The following is a 15,652-nucleotide window of genomic DNA, read 5'->3' on the forward strand; positions in this document are numbered from 1 at the left end:
CAAAATTCCATCGGCACGAACACAATGCCGTTCTCTCGCAGCAAGGACAGCGCGGCATCCAAGCACCCCCGCGGCAGGGCGATGTGCTGGGGATAGCTCTCGGCGCAGCCAATGACGCGCGGCTTGTCCCACACCGACATCCGCATCGCCTGGGCCTTGTAGAACTCAGGGTTCTGGAAAGCCGCCAGCCGGATCAGCCGGTTGGCTAGAGCCTGCGGCAACTCGGCCTTCTCGAAATAGATCAAATTGGCCAGCGTGACGGTCAGTGCCTTCGGCATCGGCCCGGCCAGCTTCTTGGTCGATATGTTCTCGCGCCTCCAAGGGGTGGCCAGGTCCTCGTCATCGATGAAGTTGACATCCAGCGGATGGACGCCACCCGTGGCCCGCAGGATGGTGGGCTCGATGTCGTGCGCGTCCATCGGCTGGATCGACGCGAGAAACGCCCATTGATCGGGGTACGGTCGAAGACCCGCATCGACGAAGACGCTAAAACCCTGCTCCCTCGGCCCCCTCTGCAGCGGCAAGGCGATCAGGTTGCCGAACCCGCCCTTGGGCATGGTGTCCTGGTTCGGAAACAGCCGGTCATAGGATTCCAACTTCAATTGCCGGGTACGCGAACAGGTGTGGCTGATGATGGCAGTGCCAAGGCGCCTTGCGTCACGAGCCGAAACGCGGCGGGCGAAAAACACCCACGCATGCGCGCCATTCCCAGAGCGAGAGATTTCCAGCGCAGCCGCAACCCCCAGTTCGTGGCAGGATTGCATGAAGGCTCGAGCATCATCACGCCAGTCGGCCTCGTCAAAATCGACTGCAAGAAAGTGGCAGGTGTCATCCTCCAGCAGAGGATAGACGCCGATCGTGTGCTTGCCAGCCAGATGGTCGTAGATCACCGCATCGGACAGCGGGATCAGCAGACGGTTGCCGCAGTCACCGCACTTGATACGCGGCTTCTCACAAACACCGGCACGCCACTCGTTGGCGCAGGCTGGGGCATAGCCCGATTTGCCAGAGGTCTTGCCCTCCCAGCGGATCGGGTACACATCTGTTCGCCCGCGAAATAGACGGCGGAACAGTGCCACCTTCTCAGCAGTGGACAACCGGGATGACTCGGGCTCCTGTACGGCAACAACAATCAATTGTGGCAGCGCCCGCCATTCGATCGCATGAGATTCGAGCAGTGAGATCAGGCGGGCGTTTTCGGCTTGGAGGACTTCCAGCTCCAAGGCCAGATCGACCTCCGGGCCGTTCATCCGGCGCGAACCGCAGTGAAAGCCGAGTCGTCGCCCAGATGAATGAAGATGCGCCCCTGCGCCTGATCGCCCGTCACCTCCAGCCAGCCGCGCCCGCTCACCGGGTCGTTTTCATCAGCGCCCGACCAGGAGAATTCAACACGCACCACGCCGCCAACCCCGCCGACACGAGCATCGATGTCGCCCTGCACCAAGCCGAATTGGAACGCGCCCGTCAAATCGTCACGGAGCGTGATATGCGCCGGAACTTCGCTATCAAAGTAGTCAGCGTCCCAGACTTCCATGCCGGTAATGCGCCAGGCGCCCAGCACAGCCTTCTCGGATTTGTTCATTCGTCCCCCTCCAATCCGGCCTCCGACCAGATGTGATTAAAGTCATCACCCACGCCCCAGCCGACGTCCTGGCCGAGTTGGCGCACTCGGTCGAGCCGGGCGAGGAATGCTTTCTGCTGCGCCTTGGGCAAGGCCAGCACGTATTTGAGCGCCTGCTCGAACATCCGCACCAGCGCGTCATAAAAGCCATCGTCGTCCATGCCGCATCCGGCCAGAAAATCGAACACTTCCTCGCAGTAAAACACCGTGAGTTCGGCCAAGCCCTCGGGCTGACCAACCGCCTTTTTGTAATCGCTGATGGCCTTTTTGGCCTTGGCTACAGAGATCGGGTTGCGAAAGTGCTGCGGGTGCCACGCCAAAGCGGCTTGTCAAGTCAGGCCGCCCAACTTCACCCATGTAGTACAGACGAAAGTCGATATACGCCAAGCGCTCGCGTTGGGCTTGGCTCAAACTTTCGACACGCTGAGAGTGCATGGTCAGAGACTCCTGATCCATGCATCACGACCGAAAGACCGCGAGATTTGGATTCACCACTCATCATGGCACCTTGCATATCATCATTTTGATTACATGACGCGCCATCACTTGTATCTGAGAAAAGAGGGTTAGGTGCCGCTGTTCGCCCAGTCGCAGGCTCCTAGGTGCGTGGGCAGGCCAGCGAAGAAGCCAAGCTCGGCATTTGCTGCCCGCTGGATCAAGGCTTGACGGAGTTCAAGCGCAGCATCAGCGTCATCGGATGCTGCGGCGACTCCTGGAAGCCGTAGTGCTCATAGAACTGCTTGGCGCGGTCGTGCAGGGCGTGGACGAGCAGCGCCCGCACGCCAGCGTTCTGCGAAACGCTCACGGCGCGACCGACTGCGTCCTGCAGCAAAGACGCTCCGAGCTTGACGCCCTGCGCTCGATGGTCGACGGCCAGTCGGGCCAGAACCATCACTGGAACAGGATCGGGCATGTTGCGTCGCACGCTGCTGGTTGCCGCCTGATGTGAAACCGCACCTGCGGCCATCGCGTAGTAGCCGAAGACTCGCGCTTCCTGATCCGTGACCACGAAGGTGCGGCTGGCGCCGCTCAATTGGTTGGTTAGTGCCCGGCGCTTGAGCCATTCATCGAGACTGGCTTCACCGCAAGCGAAATCGTCCAGGATGTGGATGGCGACGAGCGGATTCGGTGCGCTTAAGTGCAAGCTCATGCTGTATCGGTGCTCCAGGGCGCCTTGACGGACATGAGACGTTCAAGCCCGGGGTTGGGGCCGATAGGTGCGTCGAGCATCGCGGTGAACTGCTTGAACTTGTCAGTGTCCAGGCTGAAAAAGACCTGATCGAGCACCACTGACTGGGCGCGGTCGCAGGCTGCTTCAAGCATGAAGTCTGATCGGTTCTTTCCGAGCAGGCTGGCGGCGTGATCGATCAGGTCGCGCTGCTCAGGCAGGGCCCGCAGGTTGATGGCGGCGTCACGCATTGGTTTTCTCCTATTTGTGCATACACAAAAGATATACAAATTGTGATGCAGCGTGTAGCAGTTGTCAATACGCTAGCCCGCCCATCAAGCGCCACACGAGAGCCACACGAAAGTTCGACACTATGCTGACCCGTTAGACCCGGCATGGACCGAATACTTCCAGCTTCGAGGCGACCACCCGGTGCTGCGCGTTGCGCCGCCAAGCATCCTCAAGCATGGGTCACACCAGGACGCGGGAACGTTGTTGCGACGCCCTCGTATGCTGCCAAGCTGTTGTCCTTAGCCGCGCCTGCGTCGATCCTTGCTGGCATTGCGCGACAACCAGAAAACTAAGCCCGTCAATGCGCCTACACCGATCACGGCGACGGCGCACATCACATAAATCCCTGTGACTATTGACATGGAAGTTCCAAGCTCAAATTTAACCTGAAGGTTGTCGTTCTAGGCGACGACGCAGAATGCCTGGCCCGTCGGTCAACTTGCTCCGCACGCGAGGAACTCATGATAGAAGTTTCCGAGCACATCAAAGGCGCTCATGGAAGAGTCGGTGACGACTTTCTGCACGTTCGCCTGGAGAATGCCGGCAAACCCTTTGAGGGGCGTCATCCTGAGCTCGGGATGAACCCGGTTCAGTGCGGGCGATTTTTCGATGAAGGCAAACTGGTCGAGCAGCGTGCCGACTTTTTGCTGCGGCCCAAATCCCTTCTGGGTCATGTATTCGTGGGCAGCCCGGTAAATTTTCTCGTCGTCTGAGTCGCACGGCATGGTTTAGCTGCCGTCGGTCAGCCGCTTTGAGACTTTCAACCGGCGCGGTCTTTGCGCAGAAACTGCGTGATGCCGTAGATCGCGCCGCCAGCCAGGCCCAGTTTCAGGAGACGTCCGAGCAGCAAGCGCGAAAGACGCCTGCGCAGCAGCATCGAGACGACGGAGCCCATGATGGAGCCGACGTAGGGGTGGCTGCGGGTAAAGCGAAAAAGACCCAGCACCGAACTGGCCGGGTTGAGCGCGCCGAGTACCGAGCCAGAGAGAGCGGCCTTGATCAACCGAGCCGGCTGCGCCCGCTCGCGAAACTGTTCCGCCGCCTGCACGAACTCAACGCGCTCGACGGCGATGCGCGCCACCAAAAGCTGCTTGCGTACCGAGGTCGGCAACTGCTTGGTGAAGTCGGCTGAAGGCTGAGTCATGGCCATGGTGCGACAGTGCAGGAAACGCAGGTCAGGCTCGGGAGCGCCACACTGCGGCGTCTTTGGCCAGTTCGGCGCGGGTCGCGGCGAAGGGCACAGGGGCATGCCGGATGGCGGCGAGGATGCGGTAGACACCATACGCGGCCACGGCGATGTAGAGCAGGCAGAGCAAAGCCAGCACCAGCCAGTGGCTGCGATCCCAGAACAGAATGACGAGCAGCGCGGTGAGACTGCCCACGGCGAGCAGACCGAACAGCATGACCACCGCGCCGAGCACGATCAGCGCCACCAGGCGCTGGCGCTCTTCGGCCAGCTCGATGCTGGCGAGCTCGATGCGGCTTTGCAATAGCGCAGCCGCGCTGCTGAGCAAACGCTGACCGGCCGCGCCCAGGCCTTCGGACTGTCCGGGTTGCGCGTCTTTGGTCATGAGCTGACGAAATCAGCGGCTGCGGTTGATCAGCAGGCCCACGGCCAGGCCCAGGGCTGCGGCCATGCCGATGGCCTTCCAGGGGTGGTCGTGCACATAGTCGTCGGTGGCCTGAGCGGCGGCCTTGCTGCGCTCGACCACGGCGTCCTGCAGGTCTTGCGCTTTCTCGGCGGCTTGGCGCAGCAGTTTCATGCCGCGGCGCTGCAGTTCAGCGGCTTGCTCGCCACTGCTGGCTGCAGCCTGTTTGAGCAGATCTTCTGCGTGGTCGATCACGAGCGCGACATCGGATTTGATCTCTTGGACTGACTTGGTCATGGTGAACTCCTGAATGGAAAAAACGTGAAACGCTGCGGAACATGTTAGCCCGCAATGCAGCGCCGCAGTTGACGCGCTGCAAACACATCGCTCAAGGGCGCAAGGCGGCGATCAGGCGCTGGGGCTGCAAAAACAAGTCGAGGGCGGCGTGAATGTCGGGAGCGACGAGTTGCGCGGCCGCCAGCGTGAGCGCATGAGTGCATTCCGGCCCGAGCACGGCGATGCCCAGGGTAGCGGCTCGTAGCATGTCCACATCGTTGCGTCCGTTGCCCAGGGCGGCCACGCCGCCGCCTTCGGCCAGCAGGGTGCGCACGCGAGCGGTTTTGTCTGCACCGGTAAGCACGACGGCGTGACGTACCGGCAGGCCCGAAAGCGTCTGCGCGACCGTGCCGTAGGTGTCTCCGGTCAGCACCTCGATCTCCAGGATCTGGCTCAGCGCGCTCAGGCGCTCGGCCACACCGTCGATCAGCGCGCCGTTGCAGGCGAGGGTGCCGTTGAAGTCGATCAGCAGGTGGCGCAGAGCCAGCCTGTCGGCGCCGGGAATGGCAACGGCCAGCCCGGGCAAAGCGGCGCGGACAAGCGTCATGACGACTCCCGGATACGCTGCACCAGCGCGGTGGTCGAACGTCCCTCGACAAAGGGAATGGCCACCGAGCGGCCGCCCCAGGTCTGCACCAGCGCGGTCTCGGCCAGCGTGGCCATGTCGTAATCGCCGCCTTTGACATACACATCAGGGCGCACGCGCTCGATCAGGTTCAAGGGCATGCGCTCTTCGAATAGGGTGACGAGGCTGACGCTTTCCAGCGCGGCGAGCACGGCGGCGCGGTCGTCCTGCGCGTTGAGCGGGCGCTCCGGCCCTTTGCCCAGCAGGCGCACCGAAGCGTCGGAGTTCAGCCCCAGCACCAGGCTGCCCCCCAGCGCGCGGGCGGCGGCCAGGTACACCACATGGCCCCGGTGCAGGATGTCGAACACGCCATTGGTGAACACCAGCGGCCGCGGCAAGGCGGCCAGCCGCGCTTCAAGGTGCTCTGAAGCCACGATTTTTTCAAGAAAATGCATGGGGCAAAGCTTAGCGGCTGTGGGTGACGCTAGATTCTGCAGGCGCGTTCACTTTTGTTCACGCCTGCGCCAAACGGAAGTCGATATGATTTTGATCAATCTATTTCCATCCATTCATCGATTGACCTGCATGTCGGGCGCTTCGAGAAAGTGAGTCTGTTGCCGTGACCTCCGCATTGTTCGGCCGACTGCGCCTGTTTTGGCGGAACATCGATCCGATGGTGCCCATGACGCTGGTCGGCGCTGCTGTGGGTTTCATCGCTGCGATCGCGGTAGAGGGATTCCGCCAGGCCATGTACGCGGTCATGCGCCTTTACACCGAACAAGAACATCTCGTGGCCGCCGCCGCGGGGCTGCCGCTCTGGGCGCGGGTGGTCATCCCCACAGTAGGCGCCACGCTAGGAGGCTTGATCATGTGGGCCGGGCACCGCTGGATCAAGCGTCCGCGCGGGCCGGAATACATGGAGGCGGTGCTGGTGGGCGATGGTCGGTTGCCTCTAGGCCCCAACCTCACGCGCACGTTGTCGTCTCTGGTCGGGGTGAGCAGCGGCATCACCATCGGCCGCGAGGGCACCATGATCCAGTTCGCGGCGCTGGTGTCGTCTTTGTTGGGCCGCATCGGCAAGACGGATGCGGCGCATCGTCGGCTCATCGTGGCGTGTGGGGCGGCCGCTGGTTTCGCCGGGGCGTATCACGCGCCGATCGCGGGCACGCTGTTCGTTGCCGAAATCATTCTGGGCGGTCTGGCGCTGCGTGAAATCGCGGCCGTGCTGGTCGCCGCGGTGATGGGCGAACTCACCACGCAAGCGCTGTTCGCCACCGGGCCGCTATACCTGTCTCACGCTATCCCGGTGGTGGGGTTTTCTGACCTGGTCGATGCCGTGTTCATCGGCGTGATCGCCGGGCTGCTCGGGCCCGCCTTCCTCTGGCTGCTCGACACGGCACGCAAGCGCTATCAGCCGCTGATCAATTTTCTGCCGCTGCGCATGGGGCTGATGGGCCTGCTCATCGGCCTGCTGTCGATGATCCGCCCGGAGGTCTGGGGCAATGGCTACAGCGTGGTGCAATCCATGCTGGTCGATCATTGGGCGCTGTCCACCCTCGTGCTGGTGTTCGTGCTGCGCATCATTGCGGTGACAGCAGCGAGCGCGGCGGGCATTCCGGGCGGCGTGCTCACGCCCACGCTGATGCTCGGCGGCGCCATCGGCCTGATGGTGCAGCACACCCTGCTGCTGGGTGACGCCACGCACGCGCAGGCCTTGTGGGTGCTGGTGGGCATGGGCAGTCTGCTGGCGGCCACCACCCATGCGCCGGCGATGTCGGCCATCATGGTGTTCGAAATCACGCGCAATTACAACGTGGTGCTGGCCGCCATGCCGGCCTGCGTGGTGGCCTCGGTGATCGGCAGCCTGCTGCGCGAGCGCTCGGTGTATGCCGAAGCCCTGGGACTGAAGGAGGGCGCCAGCGGCCGTACCTCGCTGTTCGACGCCATCACCGGGCGCCAGCACGCCGTCTCCAATGCGTCGGTTGGCGACAGCGAAGCGCCGCCGCCGCTCAATCCGCGCAACGTCGATCAGTCGCGCGATTAGGGTTTGGATCAGAAACCGCTCACGCGATGCCGTTCGCGCCAGTCGTGAACGCTATGCGCCAAGTCCATTAAAGCTGCGGTCACCCGCACGCCCTCGGGCAGACGCTTGCGCAACGCCGGATTGGAGCCGCCCGCCCACAGTTCGACGGCACGCGGCAGACGGTCGCGCAGTTCGGCCAGGGCGTCGAACACCTGCGCGGCCTGCAGCAGGGAAGAGAAACTCAGCACCAGCACATCGGCCGCGTGCGCCTGAGCGGCCATGAGCATATTGCCCAGCGGCAGTTGCGCGCCGAGCTGAACGCAGCGGCAACCCTCCAGCGCCAGCATGGCTTCGGCCATGAGCAGACCCAGCACATGCGGCTCCTGCGGCACGGTGGTCATCAACACTTTGGGACGCGACTGCGCCGCTTCACCCAGCGGAATGGCGTCGATGGCGGTGCGCAGCACGCGCTGAATGACCTCGGAATACAGGTGCTCTTCAAACACCTCCAGTTCGCCTCGCATCCACGCCTGCCCCACGCCGGAATTGAGCGGAGCGACCACTTCAGTGACAAATCGGCTGATGCCCATGCGCATCGCGTCTTGCAGCAGCGCACGCCGCAACAGTTCGGCATCGTGCCGTTTAAGCAGCGCGAGGTAGGCGTGCACTTCGGCGCTTTCCGTCGGCATTTGCTCGCTTGCCGACGCAGCGGCGGCATCGGGCGAAATCTCGGCCGAGCTGCGGCCGCGCGCCAAGGCATCGAGTTCGTCGATCGGCAGTGCCACAACCTGCGCGGGACGGTGCCCGCCGTCGAGCAAACGCTTGATGACCCGCAAGCGCTCGACCTGATCGAGCGGATAGAGCCGGTCGCCCGACGCATCTCGGTGGGGCTGAGGAAAACCGTAGCGCCGCTCCCAGACCCGCAGCGTGTCCTTGCCGATGCCGGTGTCGCGCTCGACAGCGGCAATGCTGAGTTGCAAGGCGGTATTCACGGTGCGGTCGTTCATCGGAAAGATCGTCGTCTTGGACAAAGCATTTCGGTTTGCATTTCTTTGCTTGTCCAGCAGTAGGTAGAGAAGTTGGATCCAAGGTTGAATCCATTAGCGCTTTCTCAGCGTAACAGTATGGTAAGCCGTCTGACCCCAGACTGATAACCCTACTTATGTCTAGGACAAATTTGAAAATACTTGGTACTGAAGTTGAACTCAAGCATCATTGTCCTAGACAAACACCCACCCGTCTACAGGAGTTGTCCATGCACCGCACTACGCTTAACCCGATCTCTCGCTTCGCAGCAGCCGCGCTGCTCGCGCTTGGCGCCCAGCTGTTCAGCCCGTCCGCCTCCGCAGCTCAGTCGGCGCCCGCAGCGTCGGCCACCTGCCCTACCCTGCTCAACCAGACCTTCCCCCGCCTGCAGGACGACAAGCCCGAGAGCCTTTGCCAATACGCGGGCAAAGTCATCCTCGTGGTCAACACGGCCAGCTATTGCGGCTTCACCCCGCAATACAAGGGGCTGGAGGCGCTGTACCGCGAGTACGGCAAGCAGGGCCTGGTGGTGCTGGGCTTTCCGTCCAACGATTTCCATCAGGAAATGGATAACAACGCCAAAATCGCCGCGTTCTGCAAAGACACCTACAACGTGCAATTCCCGATGTTCGCGCCCTCGCACGTCACCGAGCCCAAGCCGAACGCGCTGTTCGAACAGCTCATCCTCGCCACCGGCGATCAGCCCAAGTGGAACTTTTACAAATACCTGATCGGCCGCGACGGCAAGGTCGTGGGCGTCTATCCCAGCCTGGTCTCGCCAGACAACAAAGACTTTGTCGCCAAGATCAAGACTCTGCTCGCGCAGAAGCCCTGAGTCATTTCTCCTCCCCCGCCACCGCCACAGAAAGGCCCGCCATGAACGCCCCGGAAAAACTGTTTGCCCAGGCTGCCGCAGCCACCCTGCCCGATGTGCAGGCCACGCCTGACCGCCGTAACATCGCCATTCAGCAAGTGGGTGTGCGCGGTGTGCGCTATCCCGTACAGATTCGCTCAGCGCAGGGCGTGCAGCCCAGCGTGGGCACCTTCGAGATGACGGTGGCGCTGCCGCCCGAAGTGAAGGGCACGCATATGTCGCGCTTCATCGAAATGCTCGAAGCGCACCGCGAGCCGCTGGACGCCCAGCAACTCGGCGTGCTGCTGCAGCACATGCTGACTCGCCTACAGGCCAGCGAAGGCGCCATCACCGCGCAGTTCACCTACTTTGCCCGCAAGACCGCGCCGGTGTCGGGCGTGGAGAGCCTGATGGATTACGAAGTCACCCTGCACGCGGCGCAAAAGGTGGGCGCGCTGACGCTCACGCAAAAGGTGCAGGTGCCGGTCACCAGCCTGTGCCCGTGCTCCAAGGAAATCTCCAATTACGGCGCGCACAACCAGCGCTCGCATGTCACCATCGGCGCCACGCTGCGCGGTGAAATGGGGCTGGACGAGCAGATTCGCATCGCCGAGACGGCGGCCTCGTGCGAACTCTGGGGCCTGCTCAAGCGGCCCGACGAAAAGTACGTCACCGAGCGCGCCTACGACCATCCCAAGTTCGTCGAAGACCTGGTGCGCGATGTCGCCGTGGCGCTGGAGCGCGATGAGCGCGTGGCCGCCTACACCGTGGAATCGGAGAATTTTGAATCCATCCACAACCATTCGGCGTATGCCTTGGTAGAAGGCCGCAAAACCTAACGCGGCCAGGGAGCCAAAACCATGCGCATTGCCATCATCGGAACGGGAATCTCAGGCCTCGGAGCGGCGTGGGCCTTGCGTCATCGGGCGCAGATCACGCTGTTCGAGGCCGGTTCGCACTTTGGCGGCCACACCCACACGGTGGATGTCGATCTGCCCGGCGAAGTGCCTTTCGCCGTGGACACGGGTTTTCTCGTGCTCAACGAGCGCACCTATCCCAAGCTGCAGGCGCTGTTCGCCGAGCTGGACGTGCCGCTGGCGACCTCCGACATGTCGTTCTCGGTGCAGACCCCGCTGCCCGGCGGCAACACGCTGGAATGGAGCGGCTCCAACCTGAACACGGTTTTCGCCCAGCGCCGCAACCTGACCCGACCGTCCTTCTGGCGGATGCTGCGCGACATCCTGCGCTTCAACCGCGAGGCCACGGCGCTGGCGCGCAAACCCGACGCCGAACTCGACCTCAACCAGACCGTGGGCGACTACCTGCGTCGCGAAGGCTATTGCGATCCGTTTCTGCACTGGTATCTGCTGCCGATGACCGCCTGCATCTGGTCGTGCCCACCGGGGCAGATGCTCGACTTTCCGCTGGCCACGCTGGTGCGCTTCTGCGACAACCACGGCCTGCTGCAGGTCAACAATCGGCCGCAATGGTTCACCGTGCGTGGCGGCGCGCGGCAGTATGTGCAGAAAATGCTCGCCCAACTGCCCGACGCGCGTCCACGCACTCCCGTGCAGCGGGTGGTGCGGCATGACAACGGGGTTGAACTGCACACGACAGGCGGCGCCATTTGGTTCGACGAAGTGATCTTCGCCTGCCACAGCGATCAGGCCCTCGCGCTGATCGACTCCCCCAGCCCGGCCGAGCGCGAAGTGCTCGGGGCCATCCGCTACCAACCCAACCGCGCGCTGCTGCACACCGACACCCGCTTGTTGCCACAGGCGCGCCAAGCCTGGGCCGCGTGGAATTACGAAAGCACGGTGAACGCGCACGGCGAGCAGCCCACCGTCTGCCTGCACTACCTGCTCAACAAGCTGCAGCCCCTGCCCACGCAACGCCCCATCGTGGTGTCGCTCAACCCGCTGCGCGAGCCCGCCGAGCACACCGTGCTGCGCGAGATCAGCTACGCCCATCCGATCTTCGACCAAGCGGCAATCGATGCCCAACAGCGCGTGCCCGAACTGCAAGGCCAGCGGCATAGCTACTTCTGCGGGGCCTGGTGCGGCTACGGCTTTCATGAAGATGGCCTGAAGTCGGGCTACGCCGCGGCGCAAGCCCTGCTGACCCATGTGGACGCGCAGCCCGCCGACCGCGCCCTGGCCGCATGAAAGCCAGCGCCATGTCCACCGCTGCATCGCCCCACCCGCACCAGCCGCTCATCGGCAGCGGCCCGGTACGCCACCGCCGCCTGCGCCCGGCGGTGCATGCGTTCAGCTACCGCGCGATGTTTTTGCTGCTGCCCATGCGCAGCTTAGCGCGGGACCCAGCGCTGCTGCCCATTGCCCGCAACCGCTTTGGCGCGATGAGCTTTTTCGATGCCGACCACGGCGACGGCGGCACCGACAGCCTTGCCTGGCTGCAAAGCCTGCTCGCGGCGCAAGGCATTCTCGACGCCGATGGCGAGGTCTGGCTGCAGACCTTTCCGCGCATATGGGGCTATGTGTTCAAGCCGGTGAGCCTGTGGCTGTGCGAGCGCGCCGACGGCAGCCTGCGCTGCGCCGTGGCCGAGGTCAACAACACCTTCGGCGAACGGCACTGCTACATCCTCACCCCACCGGCGGGCGAGCGCAGCCTGCAATGGGGCGCCGAATATCGCGCCAGCAAGGTGTTCCACGTCTCGCCGTTCTGCACGGTGGAGGGCGGCTACCGCTTCCGATTCATGCGCAGCACGGGCGCGGGCACAGACCGCATGCTTCTGCGCATCGACCATGACGACGCCCAAGGCCCGCTGATCGAAACCAGCATCAGCGGCGTCCTGCAGCCGCTCACCGCTGCCCGCGCCCGCATGGCCCTACTGCGTCACCCCATGCACAGCTTCGGCGTCATTGCGCGCATCCACTGGCAAGCCTTCAAGCTCTGGCGCAAGCGCGTGCCGTTTCATTCCAAGCCCCTTCCTCCTGACCATTTCGCGAGCCGATCATGAACGCCAGCGACCGCAGCCTGTCACCGCTCTCTCTCGACCCGACCCTCGCCGCAGGCCAAACCCGCAAGCCGCGCAAACCCCCGCTGGCCGCGCGCGGCGTGCTGCGGCTGCTGGAACGCCTGCAGATCGGCCGCCTCGATTTTCACGGCCCGGATGGCGTCTGGCGGCACTTCGGCCAAGACGACAACGGCCCGCATGCCGAAGTCGCGCTGCACGACTGGGCGGTCATGGGCGAAGTACTCAAGCGCGGCGACATCGCCTTTGCCGAAGCCTGGATGCGCCGCGCCTGGGACACACCCGATCTGCCCGCGCTGCTCAAGCTGCTGGTGGCTAACCGCGAGATCATCGCCCGCGCGCTGCATGGCAGCCTGTTGGGCCGGCTGCCCGACCGCATCCGCCATCTTCTGCGCCGCAACAGCCGCGCCGGAAGCCGCGACAACATCCACGCGCATTACGACATCGGCAACGCCTTCTACACGCTCTGGCTCGACCCGAGCATGACCTACTCCAGCGCCCTGTTCAACGGCGACCCCGCGCAGACGCTGGAACAGGCGCAGGCCGCCAAATACGCCCGCGTGCTCGACCAGCTGCAACTTCAGCCGGGCGCGCGGGTGCTGGAAATCGGCTGCGGCTGGGGCGGCTTGGCCGAAGTCGGTGCGCAGCGGGGGCTGCGCATGGATGGCATCACCTTGTCCGCCGAGCAGCTGGCCTACGCCCGCGCCCGGCTCGCCCAGGCCGCGCCGCCTGCCCGGCTTGAACTGTGCGACTACCGCGATCTCGACCGCATCGCCCCGCCAGACGGCTACGACGGCATCGCCTCCATCGAAATGTTCGAGGCCGTGGGCGAGGCTTACTGGCCCGGCTTTTTCCGCACCGTGGCGCGCCAACTCAAACCCGGCGCACGCGCCTGCATCCAGACCATCACCATCGCCGACGATCTGTTCGACGACTACCGGCGCGGTACCGACTTCATCCAGCGCTACATCTTCCCCGGAGGCATGCTGCCTTCGCGCCGCGCTTTCATCGCGCAAGCCAAGGCCGCAGGGCTGGAGGTCGTTGAAGAGCTGGCCTTCGGCGCCGACTACGCCCATACCCTGGCGCTATGGCGCGAGCGCTTCACCGCCCAGCTCGAAGCGGTGAAGGCCCAGGGTTTCGACGACCGCTTCCTACGGCTGTGGACCTTCTATCTCGCCTACTGCGAGGCGGGTTTCAGCCAGGGCTCAACCGATGTGTGGCAGTTCACCCTGCGCCATGCCCGCGCGCGCTGAACCCAACTTGCACGGGTTGTCACGCCGTGCGGTGTTGCTGGCCGTAGCCGCCTCGGCGCTGCCCCGGCGCGCGTGGGCGCAAGCTGCTGCAGGCGTTCCAAGTGAAGTCAGCGCCGCGATTTCGCAGGCCCGGCGCGCGGGCAGCGGCGACTTTCGTTACTTCGGTTTTCTGGTCTATCACGCCACGCTCTGGGTCGGCCCGCAAGGCTTGGGCGCAGAACTCGGCGATACCCCCTTCGCCCTGCAATTGCGCTACGCCCGCAGCCTCAAAGGCGCCGACATCGCGGCGCGCTCCGAGGAGGAGATGCGCAAACTCGGTGAAGGCACGCTGCAGCAGCGCGCCGCCTGGCTGCAAGCCATGCAACGGCTTTTCCCCGACGTGACCGATGGCGACACCCTCACCGGCGTGTTCACCCCCGCGGGCGCCCTGCCTGCGCAGACCCGCTTCTACTTCAACGGCGCGTTGCGCGGGGCTGAAAACGGCGTGGCCTTCGCCCGCGCGTTTTTCTCCATCTGGCTGTCGCCGCAAACCCCCGCCCCCGGGCTGCGCCGCGATCTGTTGGCCAATCTGGGCGAACAGTCCACTCGGCCATGAACGCGCCGCCCGCCGTCTTACCCGCCGCAGCGGCTGCGCTCACGCCCGCCGCCGCGCCGCTGCACGCCCTGGCGTTGTTGCGCTACGGCGCGCCCAGTCTGGCGTTTGCCTTCGTCGCCCTGCCGCTTTACGTCTATCTGCCGGAGCATTACGCCACGCGTTATGCGGTGCCGCTGGGCTATCTCGGCGGCGTACTGCTGCTCACCCGTTTTGCCGACGCGCTGTTCGACCCCTGGCTGGGGCGGCTGGCCGATCATCTGCTGCGGCGCGGCTGGGCCAAACCTGCGCTGCTCGCGGCCTGCGCGCTGATGTTCGCGGGGTTTGCCGCATTGTTCGCGCTGCCCGCGCTGCTTCCCTTTGCGGCGGGCGAATGGCGCTTCACCCTGCTATTCATCGCGGCGCTGCTGCTGACCTATCTGGGGTTCAGCGCCGCGTCCATCGTGCATCAGGCCTGGGGCGCCACCCTGGGCGCCGACGAGGCACAGCTCGCCCGCACCGTGGCCTGGCGCGAAGGGCTGGGTTTGGCCGGGGTGCTGCTCGCGGCCGTCGTGCCGCAGCTCGGTGGCGCGACTGCGCTGGTCGCGGTCTTCGCCGTCGCCCTGATCCTCAGCCTGGCGCTGCTGCGGCGCGCGCCTGACCCCGCGCCCCACCATGCCGTCGCCCACGCCAAACTGCATTGGCGCAGCTTGCTGGCGCCACTGCACAGCCGGCGCTTCGTGGCCCTGCTTGCGGTGTTCGTCACCAGCGGCATCGCAGCCGCCATTCCGGCCACGCTGGTGCTGTTTTTCATCCGCGACCGGCTCGATGCGGCGGCGCTGTCGGGCGCGTATCTGTTCGCCTATTTCGCCGCGGCCGGGCTGCTGGTGCCGATCTGGCTGCGCGCGGTGCGGCGCTGGGGCGCGGCGCGCTGCTGGCTGCTGGGCATGGGGCTGGCGGTGGCGGCTTTCGTCTGGGCGGCGTTGCTGCAGCCGGGCGATCGCTGGGGCTATGCGCTGGTGGTGGTGCTGTCGGGTGCGGCGCTCGGACCCGATCTGGTGATGCCGCCCGCGCTGCTCGCCGGGGTGATCCGCGCGGGCGGGCACGGCAACCGGCTCGAAGGGAGTTACTTCGGCGTGTGGAACTTTGCGACCAAGCTGAACCTCGCACTGGCTGCCGGGCTGGCTTTGCCGCTGCTGGCGCTGTTCGGCTACCGACCGGGCACGCTGGAAACCGGCGTGCTGCCCCCGCTGGTGGTGGCGTACTGCCTGTTGCCGTCTTTGCTCAAGCTCGTGTCTGCCGGGCTGCTTTGGCAATTTTTCGTTCGCGGTCGGTCAGGCCCGGCCGCGTTTGCTTCCTGA

General features: G+C 64.5%; 20 protein-coding genes. 8 read left to right on the plus strand and 12 right to left on the minus strand.

Features of this window, described 5'->3' with window-relative positions; all coding sequences use genetic code 11:
• The 11 genes from B3H47_RS03115 to rfaE2 form a co-directional block, all read right to left on the minus strand.
• Positions 1–1,250, minus strand: a 1,250-nt coding sequence (locus tag B3H47_RS03115; RefSeq protein ID WP_324343964.1) for a TOTE conflict system archaeo-eukaryotic primase domain-containing protein, incomplete at its 3' end; no start/stop codon positions are given.
• A complete protein-coding gene (locus B3H47_RS03120) occupies positions 1,247–1,582 on the minus strand; it encodes a hypothetical protein (RefSeq protein ID WP_286728711.1) in 336 nt (111 codons plus the stop codon). The genes B3H47_RS03120 and B3H47_RS03115, both read right to left, overlap by 4 nt.
• Positions 1,579–1,941 (minus strand): hypothetical protein, encoded by a 363-nt coding sequence (locus tag B3H47_RS03125; protein ID WP_286728710.1) that lies wholly within the window; start codon positions 1,939–1,941, stop codon positions 1,579–1,581. Before B3H47_RS03125 ends, B3H47_RS03120 begins: the two co-directional genes overlap by 4 nt.
• 335 nt (positions 1,942–2,276) lie before the next feature.
• Positions 2,277–2,771, minus strand: a complete 495-nt coding sequence (locus B3H47_RS03130; protein ID WP_286728709.1) for a GNAT family N-acetyltransferase — start codon at positions 2,769–2,771, stop codon at positions 2,277–2,279.
• Positions 2,768–3,040: a DUF1778 domain-containing protein gene (locus B3H47_RS03135; protein ID WP_156053358.1), complete on the minus strand. Its 273-nt coding sequence runs from the start codon at positions 3,038–3,040 to the stop codon at positions 2,768–2,770. The genes B3H47_RS03130 and B3H47_RS03135 overlap by 4 nt, the downstream gene beginning before the upstream one ends.
• 474 nt (positions 3,041–3,514) lie before the next feature.
• A complete protein-coding gene (locus B3H47_RS03140) occupies positions 3,515–3,805 on the minus strand; it encodes a hypothetical protein (RefSeq protein ID WP_286728708.1) in 291 nt (96 codons plus the stop codon).
• A 35-nt stretch (positions 3,806–3,840) separates the two neighbouring features.
• On the minus strand, positions 3,841–4,224 hold the full coding sequence (locus B3H47_RS03145) for a hypothetical protein (RefSeq protein WP_276708118.1): 384 nt from the start codon (positions 4,222–4,224) through the stop codon (positions 3,841–3,843).
• 31 nt (positions 4,225–4,255) lie between these two features.
• The gene (locus tag B3H47_RS03150; protein WP_286728707.1) at positions 4,256–4,651 is read right to left on the minus strand and encodes a phage holin family protein; all 396 of its coding nucleotides are present in this window, start codon (positions 4,649–4,651) and stop codon (positions 4,256–4,258) included.
• Between the two features lie 12 nt (positions 4,652–4,663).
• Entirely contained in the window at positions 4,664–4,966 is a 303-nt protein-coding gene (locus B3H47_RS03155; RefSeq protein ID WP_013106777.1) for a DUF883 family protein, read from the minus strand.
• A gap of 91 nt (positions 4,967–5,057) precedes the next feature.
• The gene (locus B3H47_RS03160) at positions 5,058–5,552 is read right to left on the minus strand and encodes an HAD family hydrolase (RefSeq protein WP_286728706.1); all 495 of its coding nucleotides are present in this window, start codon (positions 5,550–5,552) and stop codon (positions 5,058–5,060) included.
• A complete protein-coding gene (gene rfaE2 / locus B3H47_RS03165) occupies positions 5,549–6,025 on the minus strand; it encodes a D-glycero-beta-D-manno-heptose 1-phosphate adenylyltransferase (RefSeq protein WP_013124006.1) in 477 nt (158 codons plus the stop codon). The genes B3H47_RS03160 and rfaE2 overlap by 4 nt, the downstream gene beginning before the upstream one ends.
• A gap of 164 nt (positions 6,026–6,189) precedes the next feature.
• On the opposite strand from rfaE2, the gene B3H47_RS03170 reads away from it, so the two are divergent.
• Positions 6,190–7,614, plus strand: coding sequence for a chloride channel protein (locus B3H47_RS03170; RefSeq protein ID WP_156053364.1), 1,425 nt, complete (start codon positions 6,190–6,192; stop codon positions 7,612–7,614).
• Positions 7,615–7,622: 8 nt separating this feature from the next.
• Here B3H47_RS03170 and B3H47_RS03175 read toward each other — a convergent pair whose 3' ends face one another.
• Complete coding sequence (locus B3H47_RS03175) at positions 7,623–8,600, minus strand: MerR family transcriptional regulator (protein ID WP_286728703.1); 978 nt, start codon at positions 8,598–8,600, stop codon at positions 7,623–7,625.
• A 248-nt stretch (positions 8,601–8,848) separates the two neighbouring features.
• On the opposite strand from B3H47_RS03175, the gene B3H47_RS03180 reads away from it, so the two are divergent.
• The 7 genes from B3H47_RS03180 to B3H47_RS03210 are packed head-to-tail and all read left to right on the plus strand — an operon-like array spanning position 8,849 to position 15,652.
• Positions 8,849–9,454 (plus strand): glutathione peroxidase, encoded by a 606-nt coding sequence (locus tag B3H47_RS03180; protein WP_286728702.1) that lies wholly within the window; start codon positions 8,849–8,851, stop codon positions 9,452–9,454.
• A gap of 41 nt (positions 9,455–9,495) precedes the next feature.
• Positions 9,496–10,311, plus strand: coding sequence for a GTP cyclohydrolase FolE2 (gene folE2 / locus B3H47_RS03185; protein WP_286728701.1), 816 nt, complete (start codon positions 9,496–9,498; stop codon positions 10,309–10,311).
• Between the two features lie 21 nt (positions 10,312–10,332).
• On the plus strand, positions 10,333–11,637 hold the full coding sequence (locus tag B3H47_RS03190) for an NAD(P)/FAD-dependent oxidoreductase (protein ID WP_286728700.1): 1,305 nt from the start codon (positions 10,333–10,335) through the stop codon (positions 11,635–11,637).
• Complete coding sequence (locus B3H47_RS03195) at positions 11,634–12,452, plus strand: DUF1365 domain-containing protein (RefSeq protein ID WP_286728699.1); 819 nt, start codon at positions 11,634–11,636, stop codon at positions 12,450–12,452. Before B3H47_RS03190 ends, B3H47_RS03195 begins: the two co-directional genes overlap by 4 nt.
• Entirely contained in the window at positions 12,449–13,720 is a 1,272-nt protein-coding gene (locus B3H47_RS03200) for an SAM-dependent methyltransferase (protein ID WP_286728697.1), read from the plus strand. Before B3H47_RS03195 ends, B3H47_RS03200 begins: the two co-directional genes overlap by 4 nt.
• The gene (locus B3H47_RS03205) at positions 13,704–14,315 is read left to right on the plus strand and encodes a chalcone isomerase family protein (RefSeq protein WP_286728696.1); all 612 of its coding nucleotides are present in this window, start codon (positions 13,704–13,706) and stop codon (positions 14,313–14,315) included. The genes B3H47_RS03200 and B3H47_RS03205 overlap by 17 nt, the downstream gene beginning before the upstream one ends.
• The gene (locus B3H47_RS03210; RefSeq protein ID WP_286728695.1) at positions 14,312–15,652 is read left to right on the plus strand and encodes an MFS transporter; all 1,341 of its coding nucleotides are present in this window, start codon (positions 14,312–14,314) and stop codon (positions 15,650–15,652) included. The genes B3H47_RS03205 and B3H47_RS03210 overlap by 4 nt, the downstream gene beginning before the upstream one ends.

It is taken from the genome of Thiomonas sp. UBA7699 (assembly GCF_002482605.1).
Lineage (GTDB): Bacteria > Pseudomonadota > Gammaproteobacteria > Burkholderiales > Burkholderiaceae_C > Thiomonas > Thiomonas arsenitoxydans.